Annotated in this window: 14 protein-coding genes and 1 tRNA gene; 9 read left to right on the top strand and 6 right to left on the bottom strand. The window is 74.3% G+C overall.

What is annotated here, in order from left to right; all coding sequences use genetic code 11:
- The coding region (locus ACFUVW_RS11850) for a 3'-5' exonuclease (RefSeq protein WP_430571525.1) at window positions 1–1,610 on the top strand (1,610 nt) is incomplete at its 5' end.
- Here the strand turns inward: ACFUVW_RS11850 and cynS are convergent.
- From cynS to ACFUVW_RS11835, 3 genes are all read right to left on the bottom strand, one after another.
- Window positions 1,598–2,047 (bottom strand): cyanase, encoded by a 450-nt coding sequence (gene cynS / locus ACFUVW_RS11845; RefSeq protein ID WP_430571524.1) that lies wholly within the window; start codon window positions 2,045–2,047, stop codon window positions 1,598–1,600. The two genes, ACFUVW_RS11850 and cynS, sit on opposite strands and share 13 nt — an antisense overlap.
- Window positions 2,048–2,058: 11 nt before the next feature.
- On the bottom strand, window positions 2,059–2,919 hold the full coding sequence (locus tag ACFUVW_RS11840) for a formate/nitrite transporter family protein (RefSeq protein WP_430571523.1): 861 nt from the start codon (window positions 2,917–2,919) through the stop codon (window positions 2,059–2,061).
- Between the two features lie 162 nt (window positions 2,920–3,081).
- Window positions 3,082–4,005: a macrolide 2'-phosphotransferase gene (locus ACFUVW_RS11835; RefSeq protein WP_429728054.1), complete on the bottom strand. Its 924-nt coding sequence runs from the start codon at window positions 4,003–4,005 to the stop codon at window positions 3,082–3,084.
- Window positions 4,006–4,118: 113 nt separating this feature from the next.
- Between ACFUVW_RS11835 and nudC the strand changes: the two genes are divergently transcribed.
- Complete coding sequence (nudC, locus tag ACFUVW_RS11830; protein WP_430571522.1) at window positions 4,119–5,120, top strand: NAD(+) diphosphatase; 1,002 nt, start codon at window positions 4,119–4,121, stop codon at window positions 5,118–5,120.
- Window positions 5,121–5,143: 23 nt separating this feature from the next.
- On the opposite strand, the gene ACFUVW_RS11825 is transcribed toward nudC, so the two are convergent.
- Entirely contained in the window at window positions 5,144–5,413 is a 270-nt protein-coding gene (locus ACFUVW_RS11825; RefSeq protein ID WP_430571521.1) for a mycoredoxin, read from the bottom strand.
- A 93-nt stretch (window positions 5,414–5,506) separates the two neighbouring features.
- On the opposite strand from ACFUVW_RS11825, the gene ACFUVW_RS11820 reads away from it, so the two are divergent.
- The 3 genes from ACFUVW_RS11820 (at window position 5,507) to ACFUVW_RS11810 (ending at window position 9,042) form a co-directional block, all read left to right on the top strand.
- Window positions 5,507–7,543: an ATP-dependent DNA helicase UvrD2 gene (locus tag ACFUVW_RS11820; protein WP_430571520.1), complete on the top strand. Its 2,037-nt coding sequence runs from the start codon at window positions 5,507–5,509 to the stop codon at window positions 7,541–7,543.
- A gap of 148 nt (window positions 7,544–7,691) precedes the next feature.
- Window positions 7,692–8,180, top strand: coding sequence for a hypothetical protein (locus ACFUVW_RS11815; RefSeq protein WP_430571519.1), 489 nt, complete (start codon window positions 7,692–7,694; stop codon window positions 8,178–8,180).
- Window positions 8,181–8,670: 490 nt separating this feature from the next.
- Window positions 8,671–9,042 (top strand): WhiB family transcriptional regulator, encoded by a 372-nt coding sequence (locus ACFUVW_RS11810; protein ID WP_430571518.1) that lies wholly within the window; start codon window positions 8,671–8,673, stop codon window positions 9,040–9,042.
- 130 nt (window positions 9,043–9,172) lie between these two features.
- On the opposite strand, the gene ACFUVW_RS11805 is transcribed toward ACFUVW_RS11810, so the two are convergent.
- Entirely contained in the window at window positions 9,173–10,261 is a 1,089-nt protein-coding gene (locus ACFUVW_RS11805; RefSeq protein WP_430571517.1) for a ThiF family adenylyltransferase, read from the bottom strand.
- 105 nt (window positions 10,262–10,366) lie between these two features.
- Here ACFUVW_RS11805 and ACFUVW_RS11800 point away from each other — a divergent pair, with 105 nt between their 5' ends.
- On the top strand, window positions 10,367–10,948 hold the full coding sequence (locus ACFUVW_RS11800; protein ID WP_430571516.1) for a M48 family metallopeptidase: 582 nt from the start codon (window positions 10,367–10,369) through the stop codon (window positions 10,946–10,948).
- A gap of 40 nt (window positions 10,949–10,988) precedes the next feature.
- On the opposite strand, the gene ACFUVW_RS11795 is transcribed toward ACFUVW_RS11800, so the two are convergent.
- Window positions 10,989–12,461, bottom strand: coding sequence for a zinc-dependent metalloprotease (locus ACFUVW_RS11795; RefSeq protein ID WP_430571515.1), 1,473 nt, complete (start codon window positions 12,459–12,461; stop codon window positions 10,989–10,991).
- 204 nt (window positions 12,462–12,665) lie between these two features.
- Here ACFUVW_RS11795 and ACFUVW_RS11790 point away from each other — a divergent pair, with 204 nt between their 5' ends.
- The 3 genes from ACFUVW_RS11790 (at window position 12,666) to ACFUVW_RS11780 (ending at window position 17,316) form a co-directional block, all read left to right on the top strand.
- A complete protein-coding gene (locus tag ACFUVW_RS11790) occupies window positions 12,666–13,835 on the top strand; it encodes a PDZ domain-containing protein (RefSeq protein WP_430571514.1) in 1,170 nt (389 codons plus the stop codon).
- Between the two features lie 118 nt (window positions 13,836–13,953).
- Window positions 13,954–17,034 carry a UPF0182 family protein gene (locus ACFUVW_RS11785; protein WP_430571513.1) on the top strand — a complete coding sequence of 1,027 codons (3,081 nt, stop codon included), beginning with the start codon at window positions 13,954–13,956 and terminating at the stop codon, window positions 17,032–17,034.
- A gap of 205 nt (window positions 17,035–17,239) precedes the next feature.
- A tRNA-Met gene (locus ACFUVW_RS11780) sits at window positions 17,240–17,316 on the top strand.
- Window positions 17,317–17,344 lie beyond the last annotated feature (28 nt).

Here is a 17,344-nt window from a genome sequence, read left to right as displayed (position 1 = left end):
GCGTGAGCCTGCGCGGCCGGGAGCACCTCGACGCGTTCCGCGACGTCGCCGCGAGCTTCGCGCAGTCGGCCGACGTCGCGACGCTCGGCGCGTTCCTCGCGTGGCTCGGCGTCGCCGGCGACCAGGAGCGCGGGCTCGACATGCCCGTGCGCGAGCCCGACCCCGACGCCGTGCAGGTCATCACCGCGCACGCCGCCAAGGGTCTGGAGTGGGACGTGGTCGCGGTGCCCGGGCTGGTGGACGGGGTGTTCCCGAGCCAGGCCGAGTCGTCGCAGGGCCGCCTGGACGGCGGCTGGCTCACCGACGTGTCCGCCCTGCCGTACCACCTGCGCGGCGACGCCCCCGACCTGCCCGAGTTCACCTGGGCGGAGGCCACCGACACCAAGGACCTCGCCGCCCGGCGCGACCAGTTCCGTGCGGACAGCGGCGCGCACCGCCTCGCCGAGGAGCGGCGGCTCGCCTACGTCGCGTTCACGCGCGCCCGCCGCGAGCTGTTCCTCACCGCGCACTGGTGGGGCACGGGAAGCGCGCCCCGGCGCGTCTCGCCCTTCCTCGCGGAGCTCGTCGAGGCCGGGGTCGTCGACGCGGGCGGCTGGGCTGACCAGCCCGACCCGGCCGCGGGCAACCCCCGCGACGCCGTCGAGCACGCCGCGCCGTGGCCCGCGCCCGAGGCGTCCGCGGGGTCGGTGACACGTGCCGAGCCGGCGGTCGACGCCGGCCCGGAGCACGCGGCCGAGCCTGCGGGCGGGGCACCCCCCGGGCCCGGCGACGCCGAGGGTCCGACGCCGCGCGACGTCCTGCGGGCGTCGGCGGCCCGGGTGGAGGCGGCGCGCGCCGACCGCGGGCGCCGGGACCCCGCGAGTCCGGACGGCGGCGCCGCGACCGGCGTGCTGCGCGACGCGTCCGGTCGCGACCTCGTGCTGCTGGCCCGCACGCTGCTCACGGAACGCGGCGAGTGCGGGTCGCGCGAGGTGGAGATGCCGGCGCACGTGTCGGCGTCGGGCCTGGTCCGGCTCGCCAGGGACCGCGACGCCTTCGCGCTCCAGCTGCGCCGCCCGGTGCCGCAGGAGCCCACCGTGCACGCCCGCCGCGGCACGCACTTCCACGAGTGGGTCGAGCGGTTCTTCACGTCGTCGTCGCTGGTCGACGTCGACGACCTGCCGGGCGCCGAGGACGGCGAGATCGCCCCCGACGTCGACCTCGAGACGTTGCGGCAGCGCTTCACGGAGTCGGAGTGGGCGTCCCGCACCCCGCTCGCGGTCGAGGTCGACGTCGAGACGCCGGTGGGCGGCGTCATGCTGCGCAGCCGGATCGACGCCGTCTTCCCCGACCCGGACGCCCCGGCCCCCGCCGCGGGCGAGGTGCCGGCCGTCGTCGTCGTGGACTGGAAGACGGGGCACGAGCCGCGCGACGCCGGCGCGCGCTCCGCCCGCGAGGTGCAGCTCGCCGTCTACCGCCTCGCGTGGTCGCGCTACGCCGGCCTGCCGCTCGACAAGGTGTCCGCCGCGTTCGTCTACGTCGCGAGCGGCACGACCGTGCGCCCGCGCCGCCTGCTCGACGAGGCCGAGCTGGAGGCGCTGGTGCGCGGTGCGGAGCCTCACCAGCGGTAGTCGAGGAACTTCCCGTCGAGGGTCACGACCACCCGGTCGCCGTCCGGGTGGGCGCGGCGGGCGATGTCGACCTGGAAGTTGATCGCCGACATGATCCCGTCGCCGAACTCCTCGTGGATGAGCTCCTTGAGCGCCGGCCCGTACACGGCCAGCGCCTCGGTGAAGCGGTAGATCGTCGGGTCGGTCAGCACGGCCTCGTCGCGCACGCGGTAGGGCTGCAGCCGCAGGGCCTCGGCGACGTCCTCGCCGACGCCCAGCAGCGTGCACGCCGCGGACGCCTGGTCCGCCGTCATCGGGTGGTTGCCGAGCAGCGCGGCCGTCGTCCAGACGACCGGAGCGCCGACGGTGTCGGCGATCTCCTGCCAGGTGAGCCCCGAGCGGAGGCGGGCGGTGACGACCTGCTCGGCAGCGGCGGCCTTGGTCATGATCGGGTCCATGGGTGTCCTCCTCAGCCGACCGGGGTGGTGGCGCGCTCGGCGGCCGCGGGCTCGACCGGCGTGGCGCGCCGGCGCTCCGGCCGGGTCTTGTAGTGGGTCAGGTACAGGGGCAGGCCGACGAACGTCAGGCCGCCGACGAGGTTCCCGAGCACGGTCGGGATCTCGTTCCAGACCAGGTAGTCCATGACGGTGAAGTCGCCGCCGAGCAGCAGGCCGGAGGGGAACAGGAACATGTTCACCACCGAGTGCTCGAAGCCCATGTAGAAGAACAGGAACACCGGCATCCACATCACGACGGCCTTGCTGATCGTGTCCTTCGACATGAGGAACGCGACGACGCCGGTGGACACCATCCAGTTGCAGAGCACGCCGCGCACGAAGAGCGTGAGCATCCCGGCCGCGCCGTGGTCGGCGTACCCGACGGTGCGCCCCTCACCGATATGCCCGATCGCCTGGCCGATCTCGTTGGGCGGCGTGGAGAACCCGTAGGTGAACGTGATCGCCATGAGCACGGCCACCGTGAACGCACCGGCGAAGTTGCCGCAGAACACGAGGCCCCAGTTGCGCCACATCCCGGCCCAGGTGGCCCCGGGACGGCGGGCGATGACGGCGAACGGCACCAGCGTGAAGACGCCGGTGAGCAGGTCGAAGCCCATCAGGTACAGCATGATGAAGCCGATCGGGAAGAACGCGGCCCCGAGGAGCGGGTTCCCGGTGTTCGTCGAGATGGTCACGGCCATCGCGGCGGCGAGCGCGAGGATGGCCCCGCCCATGAACGAGCGGATGAGGGTGTCCCGGGTGGACATGAACAGCTTCTTCTCGCCGGTGGCGATCATCTGCGAGACGAAGTCCTGCGGCATCACGTACGACATGACGGACCCTTCGGCGGGAGTGGCGGCTTGGCGTGCCGCCGAGTCTCGTCGTCGCAGGTTGTGGCCACGTCGCCGTGGTGTTGAGGTCGTGTTTCGGCTCGGCCGGGGGCGATGAGCCCAGGGTTTCCGCGACCTCGCAGCGGCGAGCGCGGTGCGGTGAGGTCAGGCGGGGGCGTCCTCGCGGGTGGCCTCGTCCAGGTCGGCCAGCATCGCCTCGGCGTCGGCGACGACGTCGTCAAGGCCGCGGCGGACGCCGTGCAGCAGCCAGCGGGCCAGGGCCAGCTCGCCCACGAGCAGCGCGCGGTCGACGAGCCGCGCGTCGTGCAGCTCGGTGCGCCGCAGCTGGTAGGCCTCCATGATCGAGTCCACCGCGTCCGGCGGGGCGGCGACGAGCAGCCAGGCGAGGTCGTCGGCCGGGTCGGCCACGCGGGCGTCGGACCAGCCGCTGATCGCGGTGACCCGCCCGCCGGTGACGAGCATCTGGTCGGTGGCCAGGTCCCCGTGCACGACGACGGGCTGGAACCGCCACAGGGCCACGTCCTCGAGCGCGGCCTCCCAGCGGCGCAGCAGCGTGGGCGGCACCTTGCCGGTCGCGGCGGCCTCGTCGAGCTCGACCAGGCGGCGCTCGCGGTACTCGGCCGCCGTGTAGGACGGCAGCCCGCAGGACTCGACGACGGAGGCGGGCAGCTCGTGCACCGCCGCGAGGGTCCGGCCGAGGTCGGCGGCGAGGCCCGGCCCGGGCCGCAGGGCCTCGAGGTCGAGGGCCGTGCCCGTCACGTGCCGGTGCACGACGGCGCGCCCGCCCTCGGGCAGCAGCGCGAAGCCGGCCACCTGCGGCACGGTAAAGGGCAGCACGCCCGCGTCGACGTACAGGTGCAGCGCCTCGAGCAGCTCGGTCTCGGCCTCGAGGGCGGCGCCGGCCATCGTGGTGCGGGGCGCGCGCACGAGCCAGTCGACGCCGTCGTCGGCCGTGACGACGGCGACGTCGTAGTCGCCCGGGAGCTCCTCGGGGCGGACCGAGCGGGCGTCCAGTCCCGGGACGGCGGCCGTCGCGAGGGCGGCGAGGGCGAGCGGACTGCGTGGCACCCGCCCACCGTAGACGGTGCCGGGGCCCGCCCGGGAGCATCGCGGCGCGCGTGTCCGCCGTCGTCCGGACGGGCACCGGGAGCCGTGGCCGGGAGCACGGGTACGGTCGAGGCGTGACGGCCCCCTTCGCTCTCCCCGACCTCTCCTACACCCGCGCCACCCACGACCGGGCGGCCGAGCGCCGCGCCGAGCCGGGGCTGGTGGCCCGGCTGCTGGGCGACCCCACGACCCGGGTCGTGCTGGTGCTGCGCGGCCGCGTCGCCGTCGACGCCTCGGGCGACCTGCTCCTGCTCGACGTCGCGGCGGTGGACGGCCTCCCGGCCGAGCCCGAGCGCGCCGACCGTCCCGACGGGCACGTGCCCGGCCACCGCTGGCTGTTCCTCGGCGAGCAGGACGGCACGGGCCTGCTCGGCCTGGTGCTCCCCGACGAGGCGGACGCCGACGCGGTGGGGATCGAGGGCGTCTCGCCGGCGGCGCCCGCCTCGCGGCTGGCGCGCGAGCACGCGTGGGCCGGGCTGCGCGAGGTGGGCGGTCGGCGCGGCGACGCGCTCGCCTCAGAAGCGGTGGCCCTGGCCGCCTGGCACGCGTCGCACGAGCGCTGCCCGCGGTGCGGCGAGCCGACCGTCGTCGAGCAGGCCGGGTGGGTGCGCCGCTGCGTGACGCAGGACGTCGAGGTCTACCCGCGCACCGACCCGGCGGTGATCATGGCCGTCGTCGACGACGCGGACCGGCTGCTGCTGGGGCACGCCGCGCACTGGCCGGAGGGCCGGTACTCGACCCTCGCCGGGTACGTGGAGCCGGGGGAGGGGCTGGAGCAGGCCGTGCGCCGGGAGGTCGCCGAGGAGACGTCGGTCGTGATCGGCGACGGGCCCGGCGACGTCGTGTACCGCGGCAGCCAGCCGTGGCCCTTCCCCGCGTCCCTCATGCTCGGCTTCCGGGCGCGCGCCGTGGCGACCGACGTCGAGGTGGACGGCGCGGAGGTGACCGCGGCGCGCTGGTTCACCCGGGACGAGCTGGCCGCGGGCGTGCGCGCCGGCGAGGTGGGCCTGCCCGGGCGGCCGTCGATCGCCCGCGCCCTCGTGGAGGAGTGGTACGGGGGAGAGCTGCCCGGCTGACGTGGCCCGCCGGCCGTCGTCCGTCAGGCGGCGAGGCGCGACTTCACGTCGAGCAGCGACGGGTTGGTCGCGGCGGAGCCGTCGGGGAAGACGACGGTCGGGACGGTCTGGTTGCCACCGTTGACCTGCTCCACGAACGCCGCCGTCCCCGGCTGCTCCTCGATGTCGATCACCGTGTAGCCGATGCCCTCGGAGTCGAGTTGGGTGCGCAGCCGGCGGCAGTACCCGCACCACGCGGTCGAGTACATCGTGACGGTGCCCGGCTCGGGGAGCTGCGGCGTGACGGCGGTCATCGGGTCCTCCTGATCAGGGGTGCCGCGGCCCGGTGTCACGGCTTGGGGACGACGGGAGCGGCGTGTCGGCGACGGCTGCGAGAATCGCAGACGATGTCGACCACCACCAACTCCCCGAGCGCCCCGCTTCATCCCGACGCGATCCTTGATGCCCTCGACCCGGAGCAGCGGGACGTGGCGCTGGCCCTCACCGGGCCGGTGTGCGTGCTGGCGGGTGCGGGCACCGGCAAGACGCGGGCGATCACGCACCGCATCGCCTACGGCGTGCGCACCGGCACCTACAAGCCGACGTCGGTGCTCGCGGTGACGTTCACCGCCCGCGCGGCGGGGGAGATGCGCACCCGGCTGCGCGACCTGGGCGTGGTGGGCGTGCAGGCGCGCACCTTCCACGCGGCGGCGCTGCGCCAGCTCGGGTACTTCTGGCCGCGCGTCGTGGGCGGTGCCCCGCCGCGGATCCTCGAGCACAAGGCCCCCGCCGTGGCCGAGGCGGCCCGCCGTGTCGGCGTGAGCGTCGACCGCGTCGCCGTGCGCGACCTGTCGTCCGAGGTGGAGTGGGCCAAGGTGTCGCTCGTCACGGCGGAGGACTACGTGAAGGCCGCGCTGGTCGACGACCGCCCCGCGCCGTCGGGCTACGACCACCAGACGGTCGCGCGCCTCATCACGGCATACGAGGACGTCAAGACCGAGCGGGGCGTCATCGACTTCGAGGACGTCCTGCTGATGCTCGCCGACATGCTGAACTCGCACCGGCAGGTGGCCGACGAGGTCCGCTCGCAGTACCGCCACTTCGTCGTCGACGAGTACCAGGACGTCTCGCCGCTGCAGCAGTTCCTGCTCGACCAGTGGCTGGGCGACCGCAAGGAGCTGTGCGTCGTGGGCGACCCGTCGCAGACCATCTACTCCTTCACGGGCGCGACGCCGCACTACCTGCTCGACTTCACGCGGACCTACTCCGACGCCCAGGTGGTGCGGCTGGTCCGCGACTACCGGTCCACGCCGCAGGTCGTGCACCTCGCCAACCAGGTGCTGCGACGCGGCAGGGTCCCCGGGGCGCTGGAGCTGGTGGCGCAGCGTCCGGCGGGCCCGCCCGCGAGCTTCACGGCCTACGACGACGACGACGCGGAGGCCACGGGGATCGCGGCCCGCGCGGGACGGCTGATCGCGTCGGGCGTGCGGCCCAGCGAGATCGCGGTGCTCTACCGCACCAACGCGCAGTCGGCCGCGTTCGAGTCGGCGCTCGCGGACGCCGGGATCAGCTATCTCGTCCGTGGCGGCGAGCGGTTCTTCCAGCGCAAGGAGGTGCGCGACGCGATCGTCCTGCTGCGCGGCGCGGCCCGGTCCGCCGACCCGGACCAGCCCATGCCCGAGCAGGTGCGCGACGTGCTCACCACCGCCGGCTGGACCGAGCAGCCGCCCGCTGCACGGGGCGCCGCGCGCGAGCGGTGGGAGGCGATGCAGGCGCTCGTCGGGCTGGCCGACGACGTCGCGGCCGCGGCGCCCGAGGACGCGCCGGCCACGATGGCGACCCTCGTGGGCGAGCTGGAGGAGCGGGCCTCGGCGCAGCACGCGCCCACCGTGGAGGGCGTCACGCTGGCGTCGCTGCACGCGGCGAAGGGGCTCGAGTGGGACGCCGTGTTCCTCGCGGGGGTGAGCGAGGGGCTCATGCCGATCTCGCTCGCGGAGACGGACGAGGCGGTCGCGGAGGAGCGCCGCCTCCTGTACGTGGGGATCACCCGTGCCCGCGAGCACCTGGAGCTGTCGTTCGCGCGGTCCCGCAACCCGGGCGGGCGGGCCACCCGCAAGCGCACCCGCTTCCTGGACGGGCTCTGGCCGGACGACCCGGCGGACCGGCGAGGTCGCGGGCGCGCGGTGCGCGGCCAGGCGCGTCAGCAGCTCACGGGGGAGCACGACGTCGCTCTGTTCGACGCGCTGCGCGAGTGGCGGCTGTCGGTGGCCCGCGAGACGGACAAGCCGGCGTTCACGGTGCTGGGGGACGCCACCCTGGCCGCCATCGCGGAGCTCAAGCCGACGTCGGTGGCGCAGCTCGCGCGCGTGAACGGCGTGGGCCCGGCGAAGATCGACCGGTACGGGCCGACGATCCTCGCCATCGTGGCGGAGCAGGCCGGCTGAGGGGCAGCGGGTACGGCACATCCCGTACCCGGGCCGGCTCCCGGTGGGGCATTCCCCGTATTTGTGAGCCAGCCTGACGAAAGGTCTTGTGGTGGCGGTCGCGGGGCTGCCAGATTGTCGGGGTCCGTCCCCGACGAGAGGTGCCCCCGTGCTCCCGCCCCGGTTCCCGGCCCGCCGTCTCGTGCCCGACGGGCGCCGCTCCCGCGCGGCGCTCTCGGTGGCCGGGGCCGCCGTCGCCGTCCTGCTCGCGGCCTGCTCGCCGGCGGGGACCGACCAGGGCGACGGCCACGGCCCGCGCGCCGGCGGACACGCCGACCACGGTTCCGGAGGCGGCCACGCCGCGCACGAGCTGCCCGAGGGGTTCACCGAGGCGCTCGAACGGGTCACGACGGAGCGCGGCACCGAGATCCTCGAGGACGGGCTGATCACCAAGGCCGAGGTGCAGGACCTGCAGCAGGTTCAGGTGGACTGCCTCGTCCGCGCGGGGTTCGTCGCGAGCCGCGGCGAGGGCGGGCTCCAGGTCCGGGCCGTCCCGGACGGGCTCGACGACGCGGGCGTGACGGCCGCGGTGGAGGGCTGCCTGGGCGACCTGAAGCTCGTCGGCCCGCTGGAGGCGGCGACGTCCTCGGGGGCCTGATCGGGTGCCCGAAAAAACTCGTCGAAGAAAAAGTCGAAAAAAGATGTGGCGGCCTGCGCGAGGCCGTCTATGCTCGGAGAGTCCCAGACGGAGTGGCGTCTGCCGAGAGGCGGAGGTCCGAGAGCAGTGAGGAGGTGGGTGCACAAGATGGACACGATGACTCAGATCGTGATGGCGAACGCGTCTGCTGGCGCGCCCGGGTACACGTCTGCCCGTGGCGAGCTCGACGCCGTCCGTCCGTTCCGCGCGCGTCAGCACGGAGCAGGCAACGCCGATCTCCACATCGCACCCGACTCCGCCTCCTGGAGACATTCGGTCTAGAACCGGATCCAGGCCGCGGAGTCCCCCCGGGACCCGCGGCCTTCGTCTTTCCGCTCAGGGAAGAAGACCCCACCAGGTCGTTCGAGCCGGACCTCTGACTCCAGAGGTCCACCCGCAGGTCCTGAACACCGACGTTCACATCAACACCCAGGACCTGACGGAGGAACTCGTGCGTCTCGCACAGCTGTTGGACGAGCGGCTGCTCGACACGATCCCCCAGGGCGGAAACGGCCCCTGGACCCCGCATCAACCTCTCACCCAGAGCCCGGCCGAGGTGGCCGAGCTCGACCGCCAGTTCGCGGCGCTGCTGCCGTGCCGGACCAACGACCCGGAGCTCTGGTTCGCCGAGCACACCGCCCAGGTCGAGGAGGCCAAGGCGCTGTGCCGCGGATGCCCGCTGCAGGCCGGGTGCCTCGCCGGCGCCCTCGAGCGGCAGGAGCCCTGGGGCGTCTGGGGTGGTGAGGTCTTCGTCGACGGCAAGGTCGTGGCCCGCAAGCGCGGTCGCGGCCGGCCCCGGAAGTCGGAGACCGTCGCAGCATGACCGCGCAGTGCGCCCGGGACGCCCGGCGTGCTGAACAGGCAGGAACCACGACAGGCCTCCGGCGAACCCCCGGAGAGCGCGCCCGCACCCTGTGCGGACGCCTCTTCGCGGGTTCGCCGGGGGCCTGTCCTCATGCCGGCAAGGTGGTGCACCCGCACTCCGGGTGCGGGGAGACGTCCCGCACGCGCGGTACCGCCTCGGGCAGCGCGACCTCCAGGCGCCGCCCCACGGCCGCGGGCGTCGCGCCGTCCAGCAGCGCCAGCACCTGGCCGGCCGCGAGCGCCGCGGCCGTCGCAGCGAGCATGGTCTCGTGGGCGACGTCGTCGGCCGGGCGGAGTGCCAGGTCCGCCGCGACGAACGGCCACCCACGGTCCGCGTCGGCGGCGTGGCGGTCGCAGCACCCCACGCACGGGGACCGGCCCGGCAGCACGAGCGGGCCGACGACGACGTCGGCCTCCCGCACCACCACCGGGAGGTGGGGGACCCCCGCGCCGAGCAGCCGCTCGTAGCGGTCGGGGCGGGCGGCGTGCGCCTCCACCACGACGACGGCGTCCGGCAGGCGGGGCCGGCCCGTCTCCGTGACCGCCAGCGTGCTGCCGACCCGCAGCCTCGGGTGCGCGGACGCGAGCCGCGCGGCGGCGGACTGCTCCCGCGGGCGGCCGACGTCGCCGGGAGCGTGGCCACCGAGCCCGAGGTCGCCCACCTGGACGGGGCTGCGGTCGTCGAGCACGAGGGTGCCGACGCCGGCGCCCGCGAGGAGGCCGGCCAGGGCGGTGCCGGTCCGGCCGAGGCCCTGCACGCCGACGACGCGGTCACCGCGGCGGGCGAGCGTGGCCGCGCCGGCGCCGTCGGGGCGCAGGGCGCCGAGCACGGTGGCGTCCGGCGTCCAGGCCGGTGCGGCGTCGCCGACGGCCTCGGGCGACCGGTCCGCGGGGGCGTGGACGAGGAACCCGCCGTCGGCGAGCGCGCGCACGATCTGCTCCCGGCGCTCGGGGCTCACGCCCCAGTGCCGGGCGCCGCGGTCCAGGGAGCGGTGCCGCCGCGACCCGGCGTCGCGCAGCCACCGCGCCTCGTGGTCCTCCAGACCGGACAGGACGAGGCTCCAGCGGGGGTCCGTGCCGAGCTGGACCTCGCCGTCCCCGTGGTCGAGGACGGGGGTCGCGGGGCGCAGTGTGAGGCGGGCGGCCGGCGCGGCGGTGGGGCTGTCGGCGTCTGCCATGCGGCCACCCTGGCACGCGGGCCGGGGACCGGCCGGGCGTCGTCCACAGGCCCCGCGTGCGCCCCTCGCGGACGCCCGGTTCGTGTGTTCTGACACACAAAGTTCATGAATCCCCGGTACCGTCGTGCCGTGGCCCACGACACGATGATGACGTCGGTGGAGGTCCGGCGCAGCCGTCGGCGGACCGCCACGGTGAGCGCGTACCGCGACGGCGAGCGCACCGTCGTGGCCATTCCCGCGCGCTTCTCGCGTGCGCAGGAGCGCGAGTGGGTGGCGAAGATGCTCGCGCGGCTCGAGGACAAGGAGCGCCGGCGGCGCCCGTCCGACGCCGAGCTCGTGGAGCGGGCCAAGGAGCTCTCCGAGCGGTACCTGGACGGTCGTGCGCACCCGACGAGCGTGTCCTGGTCGCCCCACCAGGGCCGGCGCTGGGGGTCGTGCACGCTGGTGGACGGCTCGATCCGGATCTCCACGCGCGTGCAGGGCATGCCCGAGTGGGTGCTCGACTACGTGCTGCTGCACGAGCTGGCCCACCTGCTGCACGCGGGGCACGGCCCCGCGTTCTGGCAGCTCCTCGAGGCCTATCCGCGCACGGACCGGGCGCGGGGGTTCCTCGAGGGCGTCTCCTTCGTCCAGGACGACGGCGGGGCGTCGCCCGCCCTCGCCGACGACAAGCCTGCCGCCGGCTGAGCCGACGGTCACGCGGGCCCGGCCGCCGGGCCCGACCCGGTCAGGGGGCCGGGGTGTCCCCGTCCTCGGCGCCGTCGTCCTTCCCCGAGCGGTCCGCGGCGTCCAGGATCTGCGCCAGCGCCGCGTCGACGTCCGACTGCTCCTCCGCCTGCGCCTGGCGTCGCGTGAAGTAGCCGGAGGGGTCGTCGAGGTCCGCGGTGCCGGGCAGCAGGTCGGGGTGCTCCCAGACGGCGTCGCGGGCCTGCGGGCCGCCCTCGGCGAGGACGTGCGCGAAGAGCGCGGTGGCGTCGCGGGAGCGGCGCGGGCGCAGCTCGAGCCCGACCAGCGTGGCGAAGGTGTGCTCCGCCGGCCCGCCGGCCGCACGGCGGCGTCGGATCATCTCGCGCAGCGGGTAGGTGTGCGGCAGGTGGGGGAGCGCCGCGGTGGCGGCGACCTCCGTGACCCAGCCCTCGACGAGCGCCAGCGCGGTCTCGAGGCGCAGCAGCGTGGCCTCCTGCTCGGGGGTGTGCTGCAGGCCGAAGACGCCTCCGGTCAGCGCCCCGCGCAGCGCCTCGGGGTCGCTGGGGTCGATGTCCCGCACCTGCTGCTCGAGCACGTCCAGGTCGATGGTGATGCCGCGCGCGTACTGCTCGACGAGGCCGTGCAGGTGCGCCGCGAGCCAGGGGACGTGCGTGAACAGCCGCGCGTGCGCGGCCTCGCGCAGCGCGAGGAAGTGGCGCACCTCCTCCAGCGGCGCGTCGAGCCCGTCGGCGAACGCGGTGACGTTGGTGGGCAGCAGCACGGTGGCGGGCTCGGACAGCAGGGGGACACCGACGTCCGTGGCGCCGAACACCTCCCGCGACAGGGTGCCGGCGGCCTGCCCCACCTGCATGCCGAACACGGCCGACCCGAGGCGGCGCATCATCTGCGCGGGGTCGAACCCGCCGCCCAGGGCGCCCGCGGGCAGGCCCGCGAGCCCCGGCATGCCGAGCGCGTCGGCGTCGCCGAGGTCCCCGGGGAGCTGGTCGCGCAGCACGGTGGCGAGGGCCTCGGCGACCGACGTCGCGACCGGCGCCACCAGACGGTGCCAGGCGGGCAGCGTGGCCTCGACCCACTCCGAACGGCTCCAGGCGTGGGCACGGCCGCCGGCGGGCGGCAGGTCGGTCACGGCGTCGAGCCACAGCTCCGCCACCCCGAGCGCGTCGGTCGCGGCCTTGGCCTGGCCGCCCGTGAGCGACGGGTCGCCCTCGGCGACGGCGACCTGCCGGGCGATGTCGTGCGCGACGTCGGTGTTCACCGGGCCGTCCCCGGACGCGGACAGCAGCCGCTGCACCTGGGCCAGGACGTGCTGCATGGTCGCCGGGTCGGGCGTGCCGGCGCCCGGCATCCCCGCGAGCGCGGCCGGGTCGATGCCCTGCGCGCGCATCTGGGCGAGGACCTCGTCGGTGCGGTCGCCGAAGAAGCCCTCCAGCATCGAGCGCAGCATGCGCTCGCGCTCCTCGGCACCCTCGGGGTCGTCGGGAAGGTTGCTCATGCGCGGGGCTCCTCGGCTGTGCGGTGGAGGGACGTCGGGCGACGGCGGCCGTCGTCCGACTGGCTCACCGTAACCACCGTCGACGCCCGGCCGGGCCGTGGGGTTCCGGCAGTTCGCTCTGGGCGCAGATCTCCCGGAGGCCCCTGACGAGGGGCGGGGCCGACGGCGGGCGCAGCGTCCAGGAACGTCGGCGATGATGTGCCGGTGACCTTCGACCGCGACATCCTCGCGCCCGACGACCCGTCGTCGCCCGACGAGGACACGCTCCCCGCCGCGCGCGCGTCGCGACGCAGCGTGACGCTCGGCGTCTCCCTGCTGACGACGGCGCTCCTCGCCGCCGTCCTCCTCGTGCTCCCCACGCCGTACGCGATCCGCGCCCCGGGGCCGACGGAGGACACGCTCGGCCTGCAGGGGGCGGAGGTGCAGGGCGGTGCGGGCGAGACGTCGAGCGGCGGCAGGAGCGCCACCGCGAAGCCGGTCGTCGAGATCGAGGGCGCGCAGACCTACGACGTCACGGGCGAGCTGCGGCTCACGACCGTCTCGGTCTACGGCGGGCCCGGTGGCGACGTCCTGCTCGGGGACGTGCTGTGGGGCTGGGGCTCGCGAGAGCGCTCGGTGCAGCCGGTCGAGTCGATCTTCCCGCAGCAGACCACGCGGGAGCAGCAGCAGGAGGTCGGCCAGGCGCAGATGGCGGGGTCGGAGTCGGCCGCGACCGTGGCCGCGCTGACGGAGCTGGGATACGAGGTGCCGGCGACCCTCACCGTCGCGGGCACCGTGCCCGGCTCCGGCGCCGACGGCGTCGTGGAGCCGGGCGACGTGGTGCGCAGCATCGACGGGCAGGAGGTCGCGACCCACCAGGACCTGCTCGCGGGCCTCGACGACGTGCCGTCGGGGGCCGACGTCACGCTGGGCGTCGAGCGCGACGGCGAGGCGACGGACCTCACGGTGACGACGTCGGAGGGGGACGGGCGGGCGGCGCTCGGCGTCCTCCTCGACCCGACGTACGACTACCCGGTCGACGTGACCATCCGGCCGGGCGACATCGGCGGGCCGAGCGCGGGCACCATGTTCGCGCTGGCGATCATCACGAAGATGACGCCGGAGGACGAGCTGGACGGCGCCCACGTGGCGGGCACCGGCACGATGAGCGTCGACGGGATCGTCGGGCCGATCGGCGGCATCCAGCAGAAGCTCTTCGGGGCGGTCGAGGCCGGCGCGGACTGGTTCCTCGCCCCGGCGGACAACTGCGACGAGGTCGTCGGGCACGTCCCCGACGGGCTGCAGGTGGCCCGGGTGGCCACCCTCGACGACGCGCGGACGGCGATCGAGGCGATCGGCGCGGGGAAGGGCGCGGAGCTGCCGACGTGCTCGTGACCGGCCTGTGAAGGACCGGTCACCCACGCGGGGGCGAAGCGTGGGAACCTGAGGGATGACAGGGACGTTGCACACCAGAACGTCCGTCCGTCCCGAGCACGAGTGAGGTGCCCGCACCGTGTCCTTCGCTGCCCCACCCCGTCGACGACCAGGCGGCCCGCCCGCCAAGCGCCGCCGCAGCCCCCTGGCGATCACGCTGGTCGTGATCGCCGCGGTCGTCGTCGCGCTGCTGCTCCTCGCGCAGTTCTGGACCGAGATCATGTGGTTCGACGCGCTCGGCTTCGGCAACGTGATCTGGACGGAGTGGATCACCCGCGGCGTCCTGTTCGTCGTCGGCTTCCTGGTGATGGGGGCCGCCGTGTTCTCGTCGTTCGCCGTCGCGTACCGGGTGCGCCCCGTCTACGCGCCGTCGACGCCCGAGCAGGCGACCCTGGACCAGTACCGCGAGGCGATCGAGCCCCTGCGGCGCGTCGTGACCATCGCCGGTCCGGTCGTCGTCGGGTTCTTCGCCGGAGTCGCGGCGTCCGCGCAGTGGCGCAGCGTGCTGCTGGCGCTCAACCCCTCCTCGTTCGGCGAGAGGGACCCGCAGTTCGGCATCGACATCGGCTTCTACGTCTTCTCGCTGCCCGCGCTGCGGTTCGCGGTGAGCTTCCTCATGGCGGTCGTGGTCATCGCCGGCATCGCCGCCCTGGTGACGCACTACCTGTACGGCGGCCTGCGGCTCGGGCCGGTGCCGGCAGGCACCTCGCGCACCACGGGCGCGTCCCGCGTGCACCTCGCGGTGCTGGGTTCCGCGCTCATGCTGGTGATCGGTGCGAACTACTGGCTGGACCGGTACTCGCTGCTCACGGCGACGAACGGCGGCAGCACGGCGGCCACCTACAACGGTGCGTCGTACTCGGACGTGCACGCCGTCATCCCGTCGAAGGAGATCCTCACCGGCGTCGCGGTGCTCGTGGCGCTGCTGTTCGTCGTGGCGGCCGTGCGCGGCACGTGGCGCCTGCCGGCCATCGGCGTCGGCCTGATGGTCGTGTCGGCGATCGCGATCGGCGGGATCTACCCGGCCGTCGTGCAGCGGTTCCAGGTGAACCCCAACGCGCAGGAGCTCGAGGCCGACTACATCCAGCGCAACATCGACGCGACGCACGCGGCGTACGGGCTGGACGACATCGAGACGCAGCCGTACGACGCCACGACGGAGGCCGAGCAGGGCGCGCTGCGCCAGGACGCGGACACCACGGCGTCGGTGCGCCTGCTCGACCCGCAGATCGTCAGCCCGTCGTTCCGCCAGCTGCAGCAGAACAAGCAGTACTACAACTTCGCCGACAACCTGTCGGTGGACCGGTACGAGATCGACGGCGAGTCCCGCGACACCGTGATCGCGGTGCGCGAGCTGAACCTCGACGGCCTGGGCGACGGCCAGCGCAACTGGGTGAACGACCACACGGTGTTCACCCACGGCTACGGCGTCGTCGCCGCGTACGGCGAGCAGCCCGGCCCGGACGGGCAGCCCGCCTTCTACGAGGGCGGCATCCCGACGCAGGGCGCGCTCACCGACAAGGGGTACGAGCCGCGCATCTACTTCAGCCCGTCCACGGAGGAGTACTCCATCGTGGGAGCGCCGGAGGGCGCGGACCCCTGGGAGCTCGACTACCAGGCCGACGACGAGCAGGGCGGCCAGCAGGTCAACACCACGTTCCCCACGGAAGAGGTGACCGCGGGGCCGTCCGTCGGGTCGTTCGGCAGCAAGCTGCTGTACGCGCTGAAGTTCGGCTCGCAGGAGATGCTGTTCTCCGACCGAGTCACCGAGGAGTCGCAGATCCTCTACGACCGTGACCCGATGACCCGCGTGCAGAAGGTCGCCCCGTGGCTGACCCTCGACCAGGGCATGTACCCAGCGGTCGTCGACGGGCGCGTCAAGTGGATCATCGACGGGTACACCACGTCCGACGCGTACCCGTACTCGACGAGCCGCCCGATGCAGGAGGCGACCGCGGACTCCCTCACGCTCGCCGCCCAGGGCGTGCCGGTGGAGATGCCGCCGGAGGTCAACTACATCCGCAACTCGGTGAAGGCGACCGTCGACGCCTACGACGGCTCGGTGACCCTGTACGCGTGGGACACCGAGGACCCGGTCCTCAAGGCCTGGTCCGACGTGTTCCCGACGTCGGTCGAGCCGATGTCGGAGATCTCCGGCGACCTGATGAGCCACATCCGGTACCCCGAGGACATGTTCAAGGTCCAGCGCACGCTGCTGACGCAGTACCACGTCGAGGACGCGGGGCAGTTCTTCTCCGGGCAGGACTTCTGGGCGAACCCCGCCGACCCGGTGGCCACCGGCGGCGCGACCGGCACGAACGCGGCGAAGCAGCCCCCGTACTACCTGTCGCTGCAGATGCCGGGACAGGAGTCCGCGGCGTTCTCGTTGACCAGCACGTTCATCCCAGGCGGTAACACCGACCGGGAGATCCTCACCGGGTATCTGGCCGCCGACGGCGACGCCGGGTCCACCGCGGGCGAGGTGGCGGAGGGATACGGGCAGCTACGGATGCTGGAGCTGCCACGGGACTCGACCGTCCCCGGGCCGGGTCAGGTGCAGAACAACTTCGACTCGAACCCCACGATCTCGGAGCAGCTGAACATCCTGGAGCGCGGATCGTCGAACGTCGTACGCGGCAACCAGCTGACCCTGCCCGTGGGTGGCGGACTGCTCTACGTGCAGCCCGTGTACATCCAGTCGGCCGGCGGCACGGCGTACCCGCTGCTGCGCCGGGTGCTGGTCGCGTTCGGTGACCAGACCGGGTACGCGGAGACCCTCGACGAGGCCCTGGACCAGGTGTTCGGCGGCGACTCCGGCGCGAATGCCGGTGACGCCGGGGGCGAGGTGGAGACGGAGGTGCCCACCGCCCCGGTCGACGGCGGGGACGGGGCGACCGAGCCTCCCGCGGACCCCGGCACCGAGCCGTCCACGGAGCCCAGCACGGAGCCGTCGACCGAGCCGACCGGCGGCACTGCGCCGACGGGCGACCCGCAGGCGCGACTGAACGCCGCCCTGCAGGAGGCGAACGAGGCGATGACCGACAGCGACCAGGCGCTGAAGGCGGGCGACTTCACCGCCTACGGCGAGGCGCAGGACCGCCTGCAGAAGGCGATCGAGGACGCGCTCGCCGCGGAGAAGGAGATCGGCGCCGCCGGCTGACCGGCCGGGGGGTGCGAGGCGCGGGGTCGTCGGTCCGTCGGACCGGCGGCCCCGCCGTCGTCCCGGAGACGTCCGCCCTGGTCGGAAGGCTGTCGGGGAGGTTCCCGGAGAGGCCGCCGGAAGGTGGCGCCGGTGTGACCTCCGTCCCATTCGCCCGATGCGATTTGATTCGTGTCCGGTGACGCCGTAATGTTCAGGGAGTCGACGCGGGGTGGAGCAGCTCGGTAGCTCGCTGGGCTCATAACCCAGAGGTCGCAGGTTCAAATCCTGCCCCCGCTACCACGGATGTCGTCGACATCCACGAAGGCCC

This window comes from Isoptericola sp. NPDC057391 (assembly GCF_042668085.1).
Classification (GTDB): Bacteria; Actinomycetota; Actinomycetes; order Actinomycetales; family Cellulomonadaceae; genus Isoptericola.
Note: the sequence above shows the minus strand (reverse complement) of the source record. Positions and strands in the feature narration are given on the sequence as shown.

What these genes read in the sequence shown, in the direction of transcription:
- cynS (WP_430571524.1), bottom strand. Translation starts at nt 2,047, where the DNA reads ATGGACCCGATCATGACCAAGGCCGCCGCTGCCGAGCAGGTCGTCACC.
- ACFUVW_RS11840 (WP_430571523.1), bottom strand. Translation starts at nt 2,919, where the DNA reads ATGTCGTACGTGATGCCGCAGGACTTCGTCTCGCAGATGATCGCCACC.
- ACFUVW_RS11825 (WP_430571521.1), bottom strand. Translation starts at nt 5,413, where the DNA reads ATGACCGCCGTCACGCCGCAGCTCCCCGAGCCGGGCACCGTCACGATG.
- ACFUVW_RS11820 (WP_430571520.1), top strand. Translation starts at nt 5,507, where the DNA reads ATGTCGACCACCACCAACTCCCCGAGCGCCCCGCTTCATCCCGACGCG.
- ACFUVW_RS11805 (WP_430571517.1), bottom strand. Translation starts at nt 10,261, where the DNA reads ATGGCAGACGCCGACAGCCCCACCGCCGCGCCGGCCGCCCGCCTCACA.
- ACFUVW_RS11800 (WP_430571516.1), top strand. Translation starts at nt 10,367, where the DNA reads ATGAATCCCCGGTACCGTCGTGCCGTGGCCCACGACACGATGATGACG.
- ACFUVW_RS11795 (WP_430571515.1), bottom strand. Translation starts at nt 12,461, where the DNA reads ATGAGCAACCTTCCCGACGACCCCGAGGGTGCCGAGGAGCGCGAGCGC.